This window comes from Natronococcus sp. CG52, from assembly GCF_023913515.1.
Lineage (GTDB): Archaea > Halobacteriota > Halobacteria > Halobacteriales > Natrialbaceae > Natronococcus > Natronococcus zhouii.
On the sequence record NZ_CP099391.1, the window covers coordinates 1,716,443 to 1,735,636 of the forward strand.

A 19,194-nucleotide genomic window follows, 5' to 3' on the forward strand; every position below is an offset into this window, starting at 1 on the left:
CGCGAGCTGGATCGTCTACCTGAGTCGGCGAAACTCCCCTGTCCCGACGAAGGAGAACTCGCAACGTCGATCGGAACCGTAGCGCTGTTCGAACCCGTCGAACGGGTGGGAGCGTCGCGTCGATCGTCTCACTCACCGTCCGAACCGAGAGATGTAGTGATTGCGGTAACTCGGAGACGGTTACTCTCGAGACGAGGGTGAATTGATGAAGACGGACTCGGAGTCGTAGATTCTGTTATTCGAGGTTATACACGGGACGCGTTCGATTTCGGTGTACCTCTCGTACTCCGCTTGCGCACTCGCCCAATCGGTCGTCTCGCTCTCTCCGTCCTGTTCCAATAGCGGTACGATTAATTGACCTCTCTCCTCTAATTCACCGCTTCTGACTAGAAACGGTGTCGTGCAAATTTGATCGGTCTCTTCCACCGTGGTCACGTCTGACCGAGTGGATTGACCGGTTTCCTCTTCGACTACTTTCGAATACTCGAGAAAGCTCACCGATTGTCTATCACCCGTAACCGTATCGGTGTGGTAGATGCTGAATTGGACGGCGTCACTCTCCGGTTCCGTGAAATAGTCGCTAAACGTTCCGGTCCGTTCGAGAGGGTTGTCCCGCGTGTACAGGTCGTTAGAATACGTTACCGTCCCCGTCAGGGCTGCCGTGACGAGGAGGAGTACGAGCAAGGGTTCGGAATGCGTCCGCAATAATTCTACGCAGCCGATGCTCGCAACCAGAACGATCAACACCAAACTGTACTGTGCCAGCCGCTCGATGCCGATCCGGAGGAATACGTACTGGAGAGGGCCGGGGAAGTATATCGGCGCGGTTACGATTCCCGCGATGACGAGGACGAGTATCTTGTGTCCGGTATCTTCGCTAATTTTGAAAAAGCCCGCGATAAATAGTATCAGAATCACGCTACTGTTGGCGAGTGTGGAAAGGACGCCGATGGGCGACGAGAACGCGAACCCGCCCTCGGTGGTCGTTCCGGAGAGGAGACTACCGTACGAGAAACTGGCTTCGATTAACTCTACCACGTATCGTGGGATATCGGCGAGAAGAATGAGGAATAACTGAAGCGAGATCATGATCGCGACGAGGAAAATTACTTGGAAGTGATATCGACTATTCACGACGATATTGTGGAAGTAGCCGTAACTGATCCGATCGCCGAAGAGGACGATTAGCAGGACGAACCCGAGCAACACCGAATCGATTTTATGATAAAATGCGATGGAAACGAGAAACGTTACGGAGAGGATACCGTATCGGAATCCAAAGTTCGTCTGGTTGGCCAGCGCGATCAAGACGATTCCCGTGAGGAAAAGCGATACTCCCGACGCCATCGACCGGGGCAACGAGTAGAGTCCGATGTAGTGAAACTGGTGAGTCAAAGAGAGCACGAAAGCGGGAACGAGCGTATACCGATCGGGAATGACGTTCAATTCGCTCGTGATCCACGTTATCGCCCATAAACAGGAGACGTACATGATCGCAGAAGTTACGAAAAGCGCCACTCGAGGAGAGAGGACCGTTACGTCTCCGATGATTTTAACTAGAATGAAATAGTTCGGAAACAAGTCGTATCCGGCTAACGTCGTGAGCTCGTCGGTTCGAAGTGAAATTTCGGTCGAAGCCCACATCCACAGGGTGTCTCCGGAACCGATATAGAGGGCGTTCGTGAGCGTGGTGGAAAGGTGAAACAGCAAATTGGTGGCGGTGAGACCCACGAGCGGCAACACGAAACGAAACGAAACGAGAGAGTAGACGATCGCGAGTGTATTCAGGACCGCTAAGATGACGAAGAATAATCGGGGACGAGGGGCAAATATCGATAGAATCACCGCCGCGCTAACGGCAACTACGAATGAAAATACAAAAACTGTACCGTTAAATTCGATTTTCTCGAAGGTATTCTCGGTCGGTTTGCTTTCGGAAACAACGAGTTGGTACAAGAACGGACAAAGAAACAGCGGTAGAATCGCGTAAGACGCTATAATCGCTATAAACGTCATCTCGAAAGAAAGAAGGACGACAACCGCACAAATTCCAACTATCGGACCGAGAACGGCTAGAGCTCGAATCGTTCGATCGACACTCCAGATAGTCCCCCTCATTATCGGCATTTCTTACTATTCCGGCTACCATTAAACCGGTGCCTTGCCATTCTCGTAAGAAATATCGGTGAGAATGATAATAATCTGAATATAATGGTGTAGAATAAAACTAACCGAACACGTCTGTTTTCAATACGGTGCCTCGTCCCTTGAGGATTTCGAGGCCCTCGAATCACACCCACTCACTTTCAGAGTCGAGGCTTCCCCGTCACAGCACGTTTGACGCGACGAGGCGCTTGTAACGAAGCAGGATTTTAACAACGATCGGCCGCTCCCGTAGAAATCCTTTCGAGTCGTGTTCGCCGTGTGAGGTACAATTCTACTGGAACGTATACTAAAACTGGAGATACGTATATGAATTAGGCGTATTATTAGTAGCATAGATGTCATTTGGCTCCTATCCTTTTATGGATGGTCGAAGTATTGGCCAAAGGTAGTCCCTTATACCCTCTCGAAATTTCTCACACCCTCAGAGAATCTGACGAACGGAAAACACCGGATAGCATCCTGAAAATTAGAACGCATTCACGCGAGTAAAGAGACCGAAAATGGATATTGTCAAGTCCAGCTTCAAGGTGTTAATGGCAAAGACTGCGGGAGCGTTACTCACGTTCGTCGGAACTGTGATCTTTGCCAGGGAGCTGGGCGCTACCGCACTCGGAATTTTCTTCTTATTTCAAGCCGCTCTCGGCGTATTGGCCGTGCCCGCGGATTTCGGCTTACGGACTGCGGTAGAAAAACGTCTCAGTGAGGGACAAACCGGCGATCAGATCTTCACCGCCGGAATCATTCTCAAAACGGTCCCGCTGGGCGCGGTCTCTGTCGGGATTATCGCATTTCAAGGGACAATAAATGCCTACCTCGGAGCTCCACTGGCGATGTATCTCGTATTAACTCTTATTTTACAGGAATTGGCAGACTTTTCGCTCCGTCTCTTGCGCGGTGAATTACGCGTCGGCGAGACGTGGTTTCTTCAATTTATCAGGGATGCTGGTTGGGTCGTCGTCGGCATCCCGTTACTGGTTCTCGGCTTCGACGTCTACGCACTAGTGTACGGATTGTTAGTCGGGTTTACGGTTACGTTCGTTTGGGGGATGCACAAAACGTCGCTCGCGTTTCAGCAGCCCGCCAAACTACACGTCGACTCGCTCGTTTCGTACGCTAAGTTCGACGTGTTTTCTGGAGTCGGAAAGCAGTTTTATAGCCGAATGGATTTACTGGTGATCGCGATATTTCTTCCCAAGGCGGCCGTAAGTAGTTACGAGATCGCGTGGCTCATCACGATGGTGGTGATCCTCACCGGAGAGTCGGTCGCCGTAACGATTTTTCCGCAAGTCAGCGAATGGAGCGCCCAGAAAGCGACCGACAGAATCGAAGCGATCGTTCCCGCCGCGCTCGTCCCCGGCTTGTTGATTTCTATTCCCGCCTTCTTCGGAACGCTGGTGTTTTCCAGCGAAATACTCGGACTCGTATTCGGGGACGCGTACACGATCGCGTCGGTTGCCCTGATAATACTGATGGGGGAGAAAATACTCCAGTCGTTCTACGTCGTGTTCGGTCGTTCACTCCGAGCGATAAACAGAGAGGACTTGTCAGCCAAATCGACGATAGTGTCGATCGTAGCTAACCTGATCCTCACGTTCGTTTTAGTCCCGCTATTCGGTTTGTCCGGTGCGGCGATCGCGACGGCGGTCTCGTTCGGTCTGAACACTATCTTACACGCCGTCTATCTATCCGAATTCATATCGATCAGATTTCCTATCGTGGAGGTGGGATGGGCGTTAGTCGCCGCGATCACGATGACGATCTCGTTACTCGCTCTGCGTCACGTCCTCCCGATTCAAACGCTCGTAGAGCTACTGCTAGTCATTTCTCTGGGGGCTCTCACGTACACTGTCGTGTTACTGTTGTTCCCTCCGCTGAGAAAAAACGTAATCGTGCAGGCGAAGCACATACTGGATATTTAACCGAACGGCGATCGGCGGTACGAGTCGAGCCGATACGCCCAGTGAGACCGCCCGAACTCTCCGCCTATCCGTACTCCGTAACTCGCTACCGACCGTTGCCGTCGCCTCGATTCCGGATCGCGGTCAATAGGCGGCTTCCCACGACCATTCGAGGTTCTCCGCTCCAGCAGGCGGTGGTGAGACGTAGTGCACCGTGAGGGTCGACTCGTCCGCCGTCACGTGACTGACGGATCCCGCGTCCTCGGACTGTGGCGTTACGTGGCGAAACCGCGGGGTACCGACTAACTCGTGGTCGATCGGAAACTCCGACGTACTGCCGTCGCCGCTTCGAACGTCCGTTCCCCGGTTTAGGGTGGTATCCGTGTTTCCACCGTTGAACGTGACGTCGAAGTAATCACCGTTTCGGGGATCGGCTCCCGCGGGATCCCAGCCGACGTCGCCGTCTCGCATCCACGAGCGGACGAAGATGTGATTTCGTTCACCCCCCTGATACGAGACGGCCGCTTCGCCGTTCCCGTGAAGGCTATTGGCGACGATGTAGGAGTCTTTCAGTCCGCTCTCTGCCCCCAGCAGAATGCCGTGACCGCCGTTAGATTCGGAGCGGAGGTAGCCGACGTGGAGTTCCTGACCGTCCGCCTTCAGGCCGTGGCTATCCCAGTCGGTGACGAGCGCCTGACCGATCGATACCGGACCGCCGTCGATCTCGACTCCGATATTGCCCGTTCCGGAGTTCGACCCGTTGCCGCGGGCGATCAGTCGGCCGATTCGAGTCGCTTCCCCGATCTCGAGGCCGCCGCCGCTTCCGCCAGCCTGGAGTTTGACCTGCCGACAGCTGAACTCGTCGTCGACGATCCCGTCCTCGTTATCGACGTAGACGTAGGTTGCTTCGCCGTGATTGGCGTGCAGCTGAGGGGCGTGATTACTGTAACTGTGGAGGTAGAGGTCGTCGTAATAGCCGTCCCACGAATCGTCGGTATCGGTATCGTGCAACCAGCCCCGGCCGGCGTGTTCGGCCGGAACGGCCCAGATCGTCGAGTCGTGTGGCCCGCGCCAGACGATGCCGTGGCCGTCTCCGTTCCAGGCTCGGAGTCTGATCGCGGCTTCCGGTTTTTCCTTTCCGGTCCAGTTCGCGGTCTCTTGCCAGCCGCATTCGCTGTAGAAAGACGTACCCGCGCAGTTCTCGATAAAGGCCGGGGTGTTCCCGTAGCCGCCTAGGCGATAGTTCTTTCCGTAGAAGGCGACGCCGCCGATCTCGATACCGTCGACCGACGTCGTCGAACTGCCGCCGTTGTTCTCGCGATTGCCGTAGATGAAGCCGTGGAAACCGAAGTTGTAGGGAACCTCGGTCGGTTCCGTCCCGGAGCGCCAGGTGTTACTACCGGTGAGCGGATCGAAATCACGTGATTTCACCGCACAGATATTCGCGTCGTCCGCGATCTCGAGGTTCGCGACGAGCGTCACGTTCGATTTGAGCACGACCGGTGACGAGATCGTGACGAACTCTGACGGCCCGACGACGTAGCTCTGGCCCATCACCGGCGTTGCAGAATGGGCAGCGTCGATCAGCTCGTTGACGTCGGCGGCGGTCGATCCGGCGTCGAAAGTCCGCGTATTGTGCGGGCCAACCGCACCGCCGATCGGTTTCGTGTGCGTCGTTCCGCCGGGATCGGTAAACGAATCGGTGACGGTAAACGCCCCGACTTTGCGCGTAGCGAGGTTCCACTCCGTTCCGTCACCGTCGTACACGGCTCCCGTGTCGGTGGCGATGAACGTCGCTCCGACGTGAGGCGTGTATTTCGAGCGAGCGGCTTCTTCATCACGGACGAGGAGTCGCTCCTCGATCGTTTCCATATCGGACGTTCGTCCCCCCTCGGCGTCGTCCGACTCGTACAAGTTCAGCCGGTGGTTCGGCGTTTTCTCTTCCATTCCTAATCTACTACAAAAAACGGCGGCGGGCGAGCCAATAGGTATACGTCATCGTTATGAGAACCCAATACGATATTAAAGATCCCCGGATTCGGGACTACTATCGTACGTGCACGCCAATTTCGTCGTGTAGCGGCCGGAGGAGCGTCGATGATCGAAACGGGGTGACTCGTCACCTTTTATGCAGTAGTTGGTGAAGATTATCAGATACGTCCGATCTCTCTCGGTTCTCTCGATACCAGTCGACGGTGCGTTCGATTCCGTCACTGAGATCGTACTCCGGTTCCCAGTCGAGTAATTCGTTCGCGCGCGTACTGTCTGCGGCTCGATGACGAACTCCGACCGGTTTCTCCGTCCGGTAATCGATTTCCTCGGGACGCCAGTCGAGCGAGTCGAAGATAGCCTCCACTACGTTATTGACGGAGATGTAGTCTGGAACACCGGCGTTGACGGGCGTACCGTCGGTGACGTTTTCGGCAGCCAGGCGAAGAGCGCTCGTGATATCCTTCACGTACGTGAAATTCCGCGTTTGCTCTCCGTCTCCCCAGATTTGGAACGGGTCCTGCTCGGCGTACGCCTTCGCGATTAGCGCGACTATCGCGTGCGTTTCGTTCTCTCGAGGGCCGTAGGCCGTGAAAATACGAACGATGCTGGCGTCGATGTCGTACTGCTCTTGGTGAGCCTGGAGCGATCGTTCGCCCATGAGTTTAGCCCATCCGTACATCTCGTCGGCGAACGCGCCACCTCGCTCTTCGAAACTCACCATCTCTTCGCGCAGCGGTCGTTTTTCCTGTTGGATATCGGTCGGATAGACGCACGCACTCGAGGCGAACGTGATACGATCGACGTCGTTCTTCGCCGCCGTCTCGAAGACGATATTATCGAGCGCCATGTTCGTCGCGCAGTTCGCGGGATGGTTCGAAATGTACCCCCGTCCCCCGTGGTCGGCGGCGAGGTGAAACACCGTGTCCACGTCCGAAGTCGCTTCCGAAGCGAAGTCCCAATTTTTGAGATCGCCTTCGATGATGGAAATTCGGTCTTCGACGGCCGAGAGGTGGTCGCGTTCCCCGCTCGAGAAATCGTCGGCGACGACGACGTCCGCACCTTCCGCTACTAGGTCTTCGACGAGATACGAACCGATGAAAGAGGCGCCTCCCGTTACCAGAACCCGTTCTTCTGTCCAATCGATCATTCGTCCTCACCTCGACCCGGGCGTGTAGCACGGTTGAGAGAGGGAAGTTCTACCACTGGCGAGGTGATTTTCGTCGCCACGCTCGTGCCGGTATCTACTGGACGTTCCATCACAGGCCCCTACTCGGATCATTCACTGTTTTATTATGTGCGTACTACAAGACCGCGGGAAAATTCCGCGCGTGTATGTGGGATCTAAATCCGGTATTGTCCCGTAAGAAACCGTAATCCGTCACGGAAACGTAAAGTTGCGTCAAGAGAGCGGAAACGCAACCCGTTCCACCGCGGTTAATAACTGGTAGAACAGGCAAAACACGGAAGATTTCGTACACGTATGCGACTGCGGGTCTATAGTTCGTAGTCATATTTCGCCTACGAGTCTGCGAGCGGCCCGTTCGACGGCCTCGTCGCTCGACTGATCCGGTTCCCATCCCGTCGCGAGGAGTTTTTCGGTAGAGAGACGCATCCGCCTTACATCCCCGGGCCATCCTCGTTCGGTACCGGTGTACTCGTATCGAGGGTCCAAGCCCATTACGTCGGAGACGATATCCGCGATCTGGTTGACCGACGTGGTCGTCCCCGTACCGAGATTGAACGTGTTTACGGGATCGCCTGTCCGGTCGATGACGTGTAGCATCGCATTGATACAATCGCTAACGTACATGTACGACTTCTCCTGGCGACCGTCACCGAGAATCTGCAACCGATCGGGGTTCGTAGAGAGTTTCTCGATAAAATCGGGAATGACCGCGCCGCGAAGGCGCGGCCCGATTATATTCGCGAACCTGAAATTCCAAACGGTGAGGTCGTTCGAGTGGGCGGTAGCCGATAGTAGCCCCTCGTCCGCGAGTTTGGACGCTCCGTAGACGCTAATCGGTTCCAGCGGCCCGAAGTCTTCCGGCGTCGGGTTCGGCGCTTCGCCGTACACCGTCGACGAGGAGGTGAATACGATCTTCGAAACGCCGACGTCCGCCATCCGCTCGAGTAGGTTGTACGTCATCCGGCTGTTCTCCTCGAACTGTCTTCGCGGGTTCGGCGAGTTGACGACCTTCGACGCCGCTAAGTGGTATACGATATCGATAGTGTCGGTGAGCGCCGACTCCGCCGTCTCTCGCTCGGTAAGATCACCGTTTACGAACGTCGTCTCTTCTGGCATCCACGTCCTCTCTCCGTGGGACAAGTCATCGACGACGGTCACAGAATCTCCTCCTCTGACGAGTCGTTCGGCGAGATGAGAACCGATGAACCCCGCTCCTCCGGTAATCAACGCGTGGTCGTTACTCATAACTATAGATTCATCAGGTGAGAAGTAATGTATTATTCTTCGATACCTGGGATATTTAGCCGACAATAATGACTTTGAATATCACGTACGTAATTGTCACTTCTCCGCCGTCACTCTCCTTACCGTGTGCCCGTCGATGCGCGACGCGGAGAATCACGGTAACCACGGGGACGGCGACGACGGTAGACCGTCAGCGAAAGAAGAGCTACGAGAAACTGGCTATCGGCGTTCATCTTCTCTCACGACGATGTCGAGGGCTGTCCCCCCAGTTGGGCCCGCGAGCGGCTTACCCGTCTCTGATCGGGCACCGTGTAGAACTGTGCTAAACTATGCCAATACGTGATTTCTCGAGAACAAGACCGATATATTCGTTTAACGGTACCGACAAGCTATTTTGCGTCGTACTGAGGGTCCGGCATGCGAAACAAGCGACTCCTCGTAACCGGCGGGGCGGGATTCATCGGGTCGAATCTCGCGAATCGGCTAGCCGGCCGAAACGACGTGATCGCGGTCGACAGCGGGTACCTCGGAACGCCCGAGAACCTCAACGATCGAGTAGTCTTCGAGGATCGGAGCGTTCTCGCCGAGGATCTGCCGACCGACGTGGACGTCGTCTTTCACCTCGCGGCGCTCTCGTCGTACGGGATGCACGAGCGGGATCCGACGACGGGAGTACGAGTCAACGTCGAGGGGTTCGTTAACACCGTCGAACAGGCCCGGGACGACGGCTGTGATACGGTCGTCTACGCCTCGACGTCGTCGATCTACGGCAGTCGAACGGAACCTTCGCCGGAGGACACGGAGGTGTCGGTCCACACCGGGTACGAGGCCTCGAAACTCGCTCGAGAGAAGTACGCGGAGTACTTCGCGAACCATTACGGGATGCGCCTCGCCGGGCTGCGGTTCTTCTCGGTGTACCAAGGGTATCACGGCGCGGAAGAACACAAGGGCGTGTACGCGAACGTCATCGCGCAGTTCGCGGACGACATCGCCCACGGCCGGTCGCCGCGGATTTTCGGCGACGGCACCCAGACCCGCGACTTCACGCACGTCGACGATATCGTTCGCGGCATCGAACTGGCCGCAGAGCACCGATTGAACGGGGTCTACAACCTCGGAACGGGCGAGGCCCACGAGTTCAACGCCGTCGTCGATCAGCTCGCCGAGGAACTCGACGCCGACGTCGAACCGGAATACGTCGAAAACCCGATTCCGGGGCAGGTGTACGTCCGCGATACGTGCGCGGATCCGACGAAGATGATGAACGCTACCGGCTGGGAACCGCGGGTGAGCTTCGAAGAGGGAATCCGGCGCGTGTGTGGGCCGTACCGGGACTCGTAACACCTCCCCACGATGAAGGAGCGATACAACTTCACGGAACGCGATTGGTACGAACCCGTCGACGGCGGCCCGGTTCGTATAGCCGTCGTCGGCACGGGACGGTTCGCCTGTCGCCGAGCACTTCCCGCGATTCGAAAAACGGACCTGTGCGAGGCGACGATCGTGGTCGACCTGTGGTCCGAAAAAGCGCGGGCGGTAGCGGAGGCGTTCGACGTTCCGAACTGGATCAGCAGTGACGAGTTCAAAGCTGGAGTCGCGGTCGAGACGTACGACGCGGTGTACGTTGCCACGCCGAACGCGTTTCACCTGCCGTACGTGGAGGCTGCGGCTCGATTCGGCAAATCGGTTCTGTGTGAGAAACCCCTCGACGTGAGCATCGATCGAGCCGAGCGAATGGTTCGGATCTGCGAGAGAGAGGACGTGATGTTGATGACGGGATATCGGATGCAGACGGAACCCTTCATCAGACGCATGCGCGAACTCGTCGCGGACGGATTCATCGGCCAGCCGGTTCACCTCACCGGTAAATTTTCCAATTGTATAGATACCGACGGTGGCACGATACGGTGGCGAAACGATCCGTCCATCGCGGGTGGCGGTGCACTGATGGATCTCGGAATCTACCCGTTGAACACGATCCGGTTTCTACTGGGACGCGATCCCGTCCGGGTGTACGGGTCCACGGCGTCGAACCACCTGGCGTTCGAAGAGGTCGACGAGCACGTGGCGTTTCAGTTGCTGTTCCCCGATAGCGTGGTCGCGTCCTGTACCGCCAGTCTCAACGCGTATCCGTCGAGCCGACTCGAGATATACGGTACCGAAGGAGAGATCCAGATAACGTCGGCGTTCGGCGGCATCGCTTCGGAAGAGATCGTCGCGGAGCGCGACGGCACTCGAATCGAGTACGCGGGTCCGCCGGTCGACGAAGTGAGAGAAGAGTTCGACTACTTCGCGTACTGTCTCCTGGCGGATCAGAAACCGGAACCCAGTGGAAAAGACGGCGTCGCCGATCTGGTGATCATCGAGGCGATATACGAATCCGACGAGAGGGGGAGACCGATTTCGCTGTAGGTGCGACGGAGAGAACCGATCTCCCGGTCGCGGGACCATCTGGGACTCTCGAGCCGTTCCAAATCGCGGCGACCGCGTCCCGAGGTTCCTGACTCTCATCAAAATATGGAGTTAACGCGGCGGGACGCTCAAAACGCCTAATTGGGCGACGGGAAAACCGGGACACTCCGGGGTCGAAATCATGTCACGGGGAATAACACACTTCGCTTTCGGCAGCACCGTCACCGCGATCATCGTCGCTCTCGTTCCCGACGTTCCGTATCCGCGGACGCTCGTCCTCGTGGGCGGCGCGTGGGGACTCGTTCCCGACGCGGTGAAACTCGTTCGCCACCCGATTCTGTCGACACTCCACGAGGGTCCGATAGCCGACATGTTCTGGTTCCACCGTACGTTCGATCGGTTCGACGTCGCCGACTCCGTCGGGCTCGCGAGCGTATCGCTGGCGATCTTTATCGGCGTCACGTCGATCCTCGAGCGGCGGTCCTATCGGGCACCCGAGACGGTTCGCGACCGGGTACCCGACTGACCGACAGCGAAGCGCGGTCGCCTCCGGAGAACAGCGACGGATCGGATTCCGGCGATTCGTGTCTCTGGCCGTAAGACAGAGTCACGAGTACTGATTGGGTAGTAGCTGGAACCCCGAGACTCTCCCTCGTCCGACCGATCACGCCCCGCCAAACCGTCTGAACCCCCCGCCGGCGACCAGTTCCCGACCGTCTCGACGTCCGGTACCGACGGAACGGTGCGAAAACGGTCAGGAATTACTGATAATTCGGAGAACGTTTTACGTGTGTTCGTGGAATGCGGGGGTACTATGACCGAGTTTGGCGCAACGTACGTCCCGAAGGTGTGCGCCTACATCACCCGCAACGAGCGAGAACTACTCGTGTTCGAGGGGCCCGAACACGACGGGCTGCAGATCCCGAAGGGGACGATCGAAGCCGGCGAATCGAGACTCGAGGCGCTGCGACGAGAGGTCAGGGAGGAAAGCGGTCTCAAGACGCTACGAGCGGTCCGGCACGTCGCGAGCGACAGTTGGATGCGCCAAAAATCGCCCCCGCGGTTCTACAGACGCCACTTCTTTCACGCATCCGTCGACGGGGCCCCCGACGAGTGGACGCACGCGGTTACCGGCGAGGGCGCGGAACGCGGCTTCGAGTTCGAGTTCTCCTGGCAGGAACTCCCGCCGAATCGCGAATTCGCGATGGCACTCGACGACTACGTCCACCTCGTCGAGCGGTCACTCTCGCGGACCGATCGGTAACCGCTCGCGTCCCTATCGCCGTCTACGCGCCGGTCCCTCGCACGACCGGTCGAATTTTTTCTCACTCCTCAGACGGCTCCCGGCTGGTACTCACCGAACTCGTCGCGCATGACGTTACAGATCTCGCCGACCGTCGCGTAGGCCTTCACCGCGTCGACGATGTACGGCATGAGGTTCTCCTCGCCCCGCGCGGCGTCGCGCAGGGCCTCGAGCGTCTCGTCGACGGCCTCGTCGTCGCGCTCCGCGCGAGTCGACTCGAGGCTATCGATCTGGCGACGCTCGTCCTCCGCGGTGACTTCCTCGACGTCCATCTGGGGGTCCTCGTCGACCTCGAACTCGTTGACGCCGACGATGACCCGCTCTTTCTCCTCGATCTCGCGCTGGCGGTCGAAGGCGGTGTCCTGGATCTGGCGCTGGACCCACTGCTGCTCGACGGCCTCGAGCATTCCGTCGCGTTTGTCGACCTCGTCGATGATCTCGTAGGCGTCCTCCTCGACTTCGTCGGTCAGCGATTCGACGTAGTAGCTGCCCGCGAGCGGGTCGATCGTGTCGGCCGCGCCGGATTCGTGGGCGAGGATCTGCTGAGTTCGAAGGGCGGTTCGAACGGACTCCTCGGTCGGGAGGGCGAGGGCCTCGTCCTTCCCGTTGGTGTGGAGACTCTGCGTGCCGCCGAGCACCGCCGCGAGCGCCTGGTAGGCCACCCGGACGACGTTGTTCTCGATCTGCTGGGCGGTCAGCATCGAACCCGCAGTCTGAGTGTGGAACTTCAGCTGTTTCGATTTGGGGTTCTCCGCGTCGAAGCGCTCCTCCATGATGTCGTGCCACATCCGGCGGGCCGCGCGGAACTTGGCGACCTCCTCGAAAATGTTGTTGTGCCCGTTGAAGAAAAAGGAGAGCTGCGGGGCGAACTCGTCGACGTCCAGTCCGGCCTCGATGGCCGCTTCGACGTACTCGATGCCGTTTCCGAGGGTGAAGGCGAGTTCCTGAGCGGCCGTCGAACCGGCCTCGCGGATGTGGTAGCCCGAGATCGAGATCGTGTTGAACTTCGGCGTCTCCGCGGCGCAGAACTCGAAGATATCCGTGATGATCCGCATCGAGGGCTCCGGCGGGTAGATGTAGGTGTTTCGAGCGATGTACTCCTTCAGGAGGTCGTTCTGAATCGTCCCTCGAAGTTCCTTGCGGTCGACGCCCTGCTTGTCGCCGACCGCGATGTACATCGCGAGCAGCACGGAGGCGGGCGCGTTGATCGTCATCGAAGTCGAGACCTCGTCGAGCGGGATGCCGTCGAAGACGGTCTCCATGTCCGAAAGCGAGTCGATCGCGACGCCGGCTTTTCCCACCTCGCCGGCCGCCATGCTGGCGTCGGAGTCGTACCCCATCTGCGTCGGCAGGTCGAAGGCCATCGAGAGTCCCGTCTGGCCCTGGTCGAGCAGGTAGTGATAGCGCTCGTTGGTGTCCGCCGGCGTCGAGAACCCGGCGTACTGGCGCATCGTCCACATTCGTCCTCGATACCCCGTCGAGTAGACGCCGCGCGTGTACGGCGGCTCACCCGGATAGCCGAGATCCTCCCGGTAGTCGAGGTCGTCGACGTCCGCCGGCGTGTAGAGGCGATCGACCTCCTGTCCTCCCGTATCGGTCGTGAACGTTTCCTTGCGCTCACCGAACCGCTCGAGCACCGGCTCGACCTCTTCCTCGTGCCACTCTTCGTGGCCCTCGCGGATCTCCTCGAGTTCCTCGGAATCGAACATTATAGTTACCGATGGTCGGAGAGGGCTTCAAGGTTAATGTACGCGACCAATGCTATGGGATTCGATACACCGTCAGCCGCGAGCGGGCGTCCGACTCAGACGGCGTCGGTCGGTTCGTGCCGGTCGGCCATCCGCGAGGCTTCGCTGGCGTACCGGTCCCGCTCCGCCGGATCGTCGACGGGCCCGAGTTCATCCGGTGAGACGACCAGTCCCGCTTTCGTGTCCCTGACAGGGCCGCTGAAACTCGTCAGCGCGCGCTCTCGGCGGTGGTAGTATCGTCCGTCCTCCGTTGCGTAAATGAGAACGATGAGGTTGAGCTCGTCGTCCGAGTACGTGCGTTCGACGAGCCAGACGCGGACGCCGTCGTCAGCGTCACTGCCATCGGCGCCGGATCTCGAGCGTGATCGATCGGAACACATCGGTGGTAGTCAGATTCCCGCGACCTTTTTCCGCTGTGCCGTCGTCGAGCCGGGTATGGGCTCGGAGACGCCGTTGCCGACGGGCGAGGGGACGCGCAATCGCCGTCGGGCCGCCCTCTACGTCGCTCCCTTTCTCGCGATCGGACTGTTCAACCTCGTCATCTTGCTCCGATGGGGACTGGATCCGCTGTGGGCCTTCGCGATCGTGCCACCGATCCTGTTTATCACCGCGGTCGCCTGGATCGCGTTTCGGCACGGATTCGACCGCCGCCCGCACGATCCCGGGAACCAGTCGTAAGCCACCGTGACCTCGCTCAGCGGCCCGTATCGTACTTGTAGGTCGCGGTATCGGAATCGATCCCGAAGTCCTCGGCCGTCTCGGTAGTCGGCTCTTCCTCGGGACTCTTCGAGGCCTGCTTGAACGCTTCCCGGAGTCGCTCGGGCATCTGGAACCGGTCGATCTCGATCTCGAGCGGCACCGCGTCCGGATCGGTCCGGTCGCGCTTCTCCGAGAGTCGCCCCTGAAGCGGTTCCGGAAGCTGTTCCGTCTCGATCCGGCGGAAGCCGAACTGAGCGAGGTAGGCGCTCTGGCCGGTTAGCGAGTAGACGGTATCGAACCCCTCGTCGCCGGCGTACTCGAGGAGTCGCTCGATGACGTGTGCGCCGACACCCTGACCACGCCAGCTCTCGAGAACGCCGATACTGGTCAACTCGCAGACCTCGGCCGGTCCCTCGTCACCGGCGGGACTGCCGTTTGCGTCGGTCGGTTCGCCGTCGACCTTGTGGACGCGGATGCGCCCGAAACCCGCCTTCTCGCCGGTGACTTCGTCGATCGCGACGACGTAGTCACGCGAGCGGAACGCCGTGTCGTCGAGCCCCATCGACTCGATGTAGTCGAGCAGCCAGACCTCCTCCCTGTTTTTCGCGTCCCGCACGTACATGAGTGGATCTAGGCCATCTGCCACCAAAAGCGTTTGTGGGGCCCCAGAACCCCACCCGTGGCGTAGCGTGGTCTGTAGTCGGTAATGTGGCGTTCATTTTGACTGTATTTGAGTCGTCTCCGGTGTACGTACGGCGTACAGGACGGGCGGTAAACCCGGATTTCGGCGATGGCGTCCTCCGGACCCGAGGCAGTGAGTTGCGTGAAAGCCGACAAATAGATCGATTTCGGTGGCGGTACGGTTCCTTTCGGGATCCCGAGAATCGGCTGTCCGATGTCGAACACGAGCGTGAGGCGAGATCGGCGGCCGCGATATCACTATTGTAACCGACAACGCATCCGATCAGTATCGAGTCCGCAATTAGCTGCGCATTTTGTTCTCTCGATTCGGTCGCGTCGCCGGTAATACGAGATATTCTAGATGTGGGGACAGCGGTAGTTGTCGTCTGAGTTAATTAATAGTTGAAACGCTCTCGACCGTTCATAATGGCATTCGCAATACGGCCGGAGTGGGCGAGACCCGCCCAGAGACCATATGACAGACGAACCATCGCGTAGCACTCGCCGCAGCGTGCTTCTGACCACGGGTGGAATCACCGTCAGTGCGGTCGGGCTTACTGGAGGGGCTGCTGCCTCCCGCAAGGACGGGAAAAAGAAAGACGGCACAAAGAACAACGGGAAGAGGAAGAAAGACGAACCGAAGAAAAAGAAGGACAAGAAGGGCGATAAGAGGAAGAAGGGCAAGAAACGCGATAAGAAGAAGCCGAAGAAAAAGGACGAGAAACGCGGTAAGCGGAAGAAGGACAAACACGGCCGGAAAAAGGAGGAAGACGGAACCGTCGTCGAAGCCGGGGATACTCGAATCGTGACCGGGAGCAGCGGAAGCCGCGTCGAGGCGGGCGACGTCGTCATCGACACGAGATAGTGATCGACGGCCGATTCCAGCTTCATCCGCACCGTGACTCTCCGAATTGCAGTCGGGTCACGCGCTCTCCCACGCCGACCGCGAAGCAGCGATCGCGGCGGCGAATCCGCTTCTCGCGCAACCCACAGCTAAGGTCTCTCGTCCGTAACGTCTGTGCATGCTTCACGCGACAGGCCCACTACTCACCGTCGACGTCGGTGAGCGTACCACCTCGGAAACGGCTATCGACGACCTGCTCGAGAGCTACGTCGGCGGTCGAGCGGCGGCGACCGCCCTCGCCCACGAACGCATCCCGTTCGACGCCGACCCCTTCGGTCCGGAGAATCGCGCGTACCTCTCGACCGGTCCGCTTCAGCAGTCTCAGATGTCCTTTACGGGACGAATGAACATGACCGGACTCTCGCCGCTCACCGACGGCCTGGTCTCGACTAACGCGGGCGGCTACCTCTCGCGGAACTTCGTCTCGACGGGAATCAGCGTCCTCGAGATCGCGGGCGAGAGCGACGAGCCGCTCGCCGTCCACGTCACGGATCAGGGCGTCGAGTTCGAGGAAGTACCGGAGCTCGAGGGTGCGACCGTCCCCGAAACCTCCGAGTACGTGGCGGACAGTCGCGACCTCGGCGCCGAGCACTGCATCGCGATCGGTCCCGCGGGCGAGAACCTGGTCCGGTTCGCGTCGGTGATGACATTCGACTCGCGCGCGTTCGGTCGCGGGGGCCTCGGTGCGGTTCTGGGAGCGAAGAACGTGAAGTGCGTCACCTTCGAGGGTGACGTCGAACCGCCGCTCGAGATCCCGAACCCGCCGGAGATGGACGTCCACCGGGAGGCCGCCCAGTCCGACGATCGGATGCGACGGCAGGGGACGACCGGCGGCACGGAGTTCATCAACGAGAACTTCTCGCTTCCCACCAGGTACTTCGAGGAGTACGAGTTCGAACACGCCGCCGACATCGGCGGCGACGCCGTCGAGGAGAAGAAGTACAAGAAAGGCGCGTGTTCGGCCTGCGCGTACGCCTGCAAACTGCCGACCAGAGACGAGGAGAGCGGCGTCGAGACCGAGGGACCTGAGTTCGAGACCGTCTACTCGTTCGGCTCGTGCCAGGGCGTCGGCGACATCGTGGACGTTATGAAGGCGAACGAGCTCTGCGACACGCTCGGGATGGACACCATCTCGGCCGGCGTCACCGTCGCGGCCTATCTCGCCAGCGAGGACGAGTTCGGCAACGCGGAACTCGCCCGGGAGGTCACCGAGCAGATCGCCCGCCGCGAGGGTATCGGCGACTCGCTCGCCGAAGGCGTCGACCGGGTCCACGACGAACTCGGCGTCGACAACTACACCGTCAAGGGGATGGAGTTCGCCGCGCACGACGGTCGAGTCCTCCACGGACAGGGCCTCTCCTACGCCGTCGCGAACCGCGGCGCGGATCACATGTACGCCGGAATGCTGACCCTCGAGTACAGCGGCGAGCTCGATCCCGAGGGGACGCTCGGGAAGGCCGAAACGCTCGTCGCGGAGGAGAACGCGGCCGCGTTCCGAGATACGGGCGTCGTCTGCGCCTTCGGAGGCGACTACGTCACCGACGATCGCCTCGAGACCCTGTTCGACGCCGACTACGAGGAGCTCATGGACGTCGGTGCGGAGACCGTCCGCCTCGAGCGCCACTTCAATAACCAGCGCGGGTTCGGCCGGGACGCGGACGACCTGCCGTACGAGATCCCCGACCTCGAGGACGCGATCGAGGAGTACTACGCGGCTCGAGGCTGGTCAGAGGGGACCGTTCCGGACGGGACGGTCGAACCGAACGCACCGTCCGCCGACTGATTCGCCGCTCGACTGGGGTCGCCCGGTTTCGGGCCGAGACTCGTTCCGCTTACAACAACTGGAACGGTTTCCATACCGATCGTACGACGGCTGTGCGATCGGGTGTGCACCGACGTTCAGTGGCGACTATACCATACCGTTGCGCGACGTACCCTTCGTATGTACACGCCACTCAAACGGTTCCTCGTGATGTTCGGCGGCTCACTCGTTGCCGCCGCGGTTCTCACGGTCATCCTCGCCCCGCCGAACGCAGTCGCGGGCCTGCTTACGTTCGGGATCATCCTCGTTGCTGCCGCCTCGCTCTCGTACGTCGTCGGGTATCTCGGAACGCCGTGGGATAGCGCTGCGTACCCGGCGTCGGATGCCGAGGAGCCGACTGAAGCCGCCAGGATCGACGCGAACGAATTCACCTGGATGATCCGGGAGGGGATCGGCGTCGCGATCGCGTCGCTGTTCGGACTGTTGTTCCTGGTCCTCTTCTTGCTCGAGGAGACGGCACTGATTCGCTCACCGGCGTTGACGGCCGGTCGAATCGGCAAATTCGTCCTCCTCGGTGTGCTTGCACTCGCACTCGCCGTCCTGGCGCTGTGGAGTTGGCGGGGCAGGAACTTCGACACGTGAGTTGTTGGGTTACGTCCGGGTTCACTCGGAACGTTCGTCCGTCGGGTCGCTCGAGAAATTCATAATTAACATCCTTTCGGCCCAAAGATTAATGACTGTGCCCGTCCACCGCTAGATTGCTTCGAGCAGGGCTGCTCGAGCAGGGTTATACGAACTCGCAGTTGGGACGTGGCTGTGGCCTCGACTGACCTCTCAGGTCGTCACCATGGCCCTGAACGGTCAACTACTCTTCCCCGCTGCAATTCTTCGAACCGACGGTAGCGGCTTCTCGAACGGAGACTCATAACTGGTCTGTCCGCGTTGTCACGCCGGTAGTAACACGGCGGCTACTTTCTTCGTGTTCACAGTTCGTTTATCCCCTTCGACGGACGTAGGTGTGGTATGTCATTCGAATCGAAGAGGAGGGGCGCAGGCACGTGTACGCAGTGTGGCAACGCGTTTGCGGTCCGGCAGTCGACGGACGGAACGGTTCGTCCGATCGGAACCACCGCGTGTTCCTGTGGTTCGACGTCGTTTCGCGTGCTGGAGCAGTAACGTCGCGGCTACTGTCGCGACG

16 protein-coding genes are annotated in these 19,194 nt (G+C 59.2%); 9 read left to right on the forward strand and 7 right to left on the reverse strand.

The annotated features are described in order from the left end of the window. Positions 1 to 180: 180 nt before the first annotated feature. Positions 181 to 2,118, reverse strand: a complete 1,938-nt coding sequence (locus tag NED97_RS08740) for a hypothetical protein (protein WP_252490311.1) — start codon at positions 2,116 to 2,118, stop codon at positions 181 to 183. Positions 2,119 to 2,666: 548 nt separating this feature from the next. Here NED97_RS08740 and NED97_RS08745 point away from each other — a divergent pair. Further along, the gene (locus tag NED97_RS08745) at positions 2,667 to 4,085 is read left to right on the forward strand and encodes an oligosaccharide flippase family protein (RefSeq protein WP_252490312.1); all 1,419 of its coding nucleotides are present in this window, start codon (positions 2,667 to 2,669) and stop codon (positions 4,083 to 4,085) included. 123 nt (positions 4,086 to 4,208) lie between these two features. Here the strand turns inward: NED97_RS08745 and NED97_RS08750 are convergent, their stop codons facing one another. The 3 genes from NED97_RS08750 to NED97_RS08760 form a co-directional block, all read right to left on the reverse strand. Beyond that, on the reverse strand, positions 4,209 to 5,936 hold the full coding sequence (locus tag NED97_RS08750; RefSeq protein ID WP_252490313.1) for a hypothetical protein: 1,728 nt from the start codon (positions 5,934 to 5,936) through the stop codon (positions 4,209 to 4,211). Positions 5,937 to 6,183: 247 nt separating this feature from the next. Beyond that, complete coding sequence (locus NED97_RS08755) at positions 6,184 to 7,203, reverse strand: NAD-dependent epimerase/dehydratase family protein (protein ID WP_252490314.1); 1,020 nt, start codon at positions 7,201 to 7,203, stop codon at positions 6,184 to 6,186. A 360-nt stretch (positions 7,204 to 7,563) separates the two neighbouring features. Then, the gene (locus NED97_RS08760) at positions 7,564 to 8,493 is read right to left on the reverse strand and encodes an NAD-dependent epimerase/dehydratase family protein (protein WP_252490603.1); all 930 of its coding nucleotides are present in this window, start codon (positions 8,491 to 8,493) and stop codon (positions 7,564 to 7,566) included. A 411-nt stretch (positions 8,494 to 8,904) separates the two neighbouring features. On the opposite strand from NED97_RS08760, the gene NED97_RS08765 reads away from it, so the two are divergent. The 4 genes from NED97_RS08765 (at position 8,905) to NED97_RS08780 (ending at position 12,163) form a co-directional block, all read left to right on the forward strand. Then, complete coding sequence (locus tag NED97_RS08765) at positions 8,905 to 9,828, forward strand: NAD-dependent epimerase/dehydratase family protein (RefSeq protein ID WP_252490315.1); 924 nt, start codon at positions 8,905 to 8,907, stop codon at positions 9,826 to 9,828. A gap of 12 nt (positions 9,829 to 9,840) precedes the next feature. Beyond that, positions 9,841 to 10,899 carry a D-xylose 1-dehydrogenase Gfo6 gene (gfo6, locus tag NED97_RS08770; RefSeq protein ID WP_252490316.1) on the forward strand — a complete coding sequence of 353 codons (1,059 nt, stop codon included), beginning with the start codon at positions 9,841 to 9,843 and terminating at the stop codon, positions 10,897 to 10,899. A gap of 181 nt (positions 10,900 to 11,080) precedes the next feature. Beyond that, entirely contained in the window at positions 11,081 to 11,425 is a 345-nt protein-coding gene (locus tag NED97_RS08775) for a metal-dependent hydrolase (protein ID WP_252490317.1), read from the forward strand. Positions 11,426 to 11,713: 288 nt separating this feature from the next. After that, positions 11,714 to 12,163 carry an NUDIX hydrolase gene (locus NED97_RS08780; RefSeq protein ID WP_252490318.1) on the forward strand — a complete coding sequence of 150 codons (450 nt, stop codon included), beginning with the start codon at positions 11,714 to 11,716 and terminating at the stop codon, positions 12,161 to 12,163. Between the two features lie 68 nt (positions 12,164 to 12,231). Here the strand turns inward: NED97_RS08780 and NED97_RS08785 are convergent, their stop codons facing one another. Both NED97_RS08785 and NED97_RS08790 read right to left on the reverse strand, forming a co-directional pair. Further along, positions 12,232 to 13,911, reverse strand: a complete 1,680-nt coding sequence (locus NED97_RS08785; RefSeq protein WP_252490319.1) for an acyl-CoA mutase large subunit family protein — start codon at positions 13,909 to 13,911, stop codon at positions 12,232 to 12,234. 95 nt (positions 13,912 to 14,006) lie between these two features. Beyond that, the gene (locus tag NED97_RS08790; RefSeq protein ID WP_252490320.1) at positions 14,007 to 14,330 is read right to left on the reverse strand and encodes a hypothetical protein; all 324 of its coding nucleotides are present in this window, start codon (positions 14,328 to 14,330) and stop codon (positions 14,007 to 14,009) included. A gap of 55 nt (positions 14,331 to 14,385) precedes the next feature. Between NED97_RS08790 and NED97_RS08795 the strand changes: the two genes are divergently transcribed. After that, positions 14,386 to 14,628, forward strand: a complete 243-nt coding sequence (locus tag NED97_RS08795) for a hypothetical protein (RefSeq protein WP_252490321.1) — start codon at positions 14,386 to 14,388, stop codon at positions 14,626 to 14,628. A gap of 16 nt (positions 14,629 to 14,644) precedes the next feature. On the opposite strand, the gene NED97_RS08800 is transcribed toward NED97_RS08795, so the two are convergent. Further along, positions 14,645 to 15,271, reverse strand: a complete 627-nt coding sequence (locus NED97_RS08800; protein ID WP_252490322.1) for a GNAT family N-acetyltransferase — start codon at positions 15,269 to 15,271, stop codon at positions 14,645 to 14,647. A gap of 534 nt (positions 15,272 to 15,805) precedes the next feature. Here NED97_RS08800 and NED97_RS08805 point away from each other — a divergent pair. The 3 genes from NED97_RS08805 to NED97_RS08815 all read left to right on the forward strand — a co-directional run bounded on the left by NED97_RS08805 (position 15,806) and on the right by NED97_RS08815 (position 18,638). After that, positions 15,806 to 16,195 carry a hypothetical protein gene (locus tag NED97_RS08805; RefSeq protein ID WP_252490323.1) on the forward strand — a complete coding sequence of 130 codons (390 nt, stop codon included), beginning with the start codon at positions 15,806 to 15,808 and terminating at the stop codon, positions 16,193 to 16,195. A 157-nt stretch (positions 16,196 to 16,352) separates the two neighbouring features. Next, complete coding sequence (locus tag NED97_RS08810) at positions 16,353 to 18,017, forward strand: aldehyde ferredoxin oxidoreductase C-terminal domain-containing protein (RefSeq protein WP_252490324.1); 1,665 nt, start codon at positions 16,353 to 16,355, stop codon at positions 18,015 to 18,017. A 159-nt stretch (positions 18,018 to 18,176) separates the two neighbouring features. Continuing rightward, entirely contained in the window at positions 18,177 to 18,638 is a 462-nt protein-coding gene (locus NED97_RS08815; RefSeq protein WP_252490325.1) for a hypothetical protein, read from the forward strand. The last annotated feature ends 556 nt before the right edge of the window (positions 18,639 to 19,194 follow it).

What these genes read in the sequence shown, in the direction of transcription:
- NED97_RS08780 (WP_252490318.1), top strand. Translation starts at nt 11,714, where the DNA reads ATGACCGAGTTTGGCGCAACGTACGTCCCGAAGGTGTGCGCCTACATC.
- NED97_RS08790 (WP_252490320.1), bottom strand. Translation starts at nt 14,330, where the DNA reads ATGTGTTCCGATCGATCACGCTCGAGATCCGGCGCCGATGGCAGTGAC.
- NED97_RS08775 (WP_252490317.1), top strand. Translation starts at nt 11,081, where the DNA reads ATGTCACGGGGAATAACACACTTCGCTTTCGGCAGCACCGTCACCGCG.
- NED97_RS08795 (WP_252490321.1), top strand. Translation starts at nt 14,386, where the DNA reads ATGGGCTCGGAGACGCCGTTGCCGACGGGCGAGGGGACGCGCAATCGC.
- NED97_RS08745 (WP_252490312.1), top strand. Translation starts at nt 2,667, where the DNA reads ATGGATATTGTCAAGTCCAGCTTCAAGGTGTTAATGGCAAAGACTGCG.
- NED97_RS08805 (WP_252490323.1), top strand. Translation starts at nt 15,806, where the DNA reads ATGACAGACGAACCATCGCGTAGCACTCGCCGCAGCGTGCTTCTGACC.
- NED97_RS08755 (WP_252490314.1), bottom strand. Translation starts at nt 7,203, where the DNA reads ATGATCGATTGGACAGAAGAACGGGTTCTGGTAACGGGAGGCGCCTCT.
- NED97_RS08750 (WP_252490313.1), bottom strand. Translation starts at nt 5,936, where the DNA reads ATGGAAACGATCGAGGAGCGACTCCTCGTCCGTGATGAAGAAGCCGCT.
- NED97_RS08785 (WP_252490319.1), bottom strand. Translation starts at nt 13,911, where the DNA reads ATGTTCGATTCCGAGGAACTCGAGGAGATCCGCGAGGGCCACGAAGAG.
- NED97_RS08800 (WP_252490322.1), bottom strand. Translation starts at nt 15,271, where the DNA reads ATGTACGTGCGGGACGCGAAAAACAGGGAGGAGGTCTGGCTGCTCGAC.
- NED97_RS08765 (WP_252490315.1), top strand. Translation starts at nt 8,905, where the DNA reads ATGCGAAACAAGCGACTCCTCGTAACCGGCGGGGCGGGATTCATCGGG.
- gfo6 (WP_252490316.1), top strand. Translation starts at nt 9,841, where the DNA reads ATGAAGGAGCGATACAACTTCACGGAACGCGATTGGTACGAACCCGTC.
- NED97_RS08740 (WP_252490311.1), bottom strand. Translation starts at nt 2,118, where the DNA reads ATGAGGGGGACTATCTGGAGTGTCGATCGAACGATTCGAGCTCTAGCC.
- NED97_RS08810 (WP_252490324.1), top strand. Translation starts at nt 16,353, where the DNA reads ATGCTTCACGCGACAGGCCCACTACTCACCGTCGACGTCGGTGAGCGT.
- NED97_RS08815 (WP_252490325.1), top strand. Translation starts at nt 18,177, where the DNA reads ATGTACACGCCACTCAAACGGTTCCTCGTGATGTTCGGCGGCTCACTC.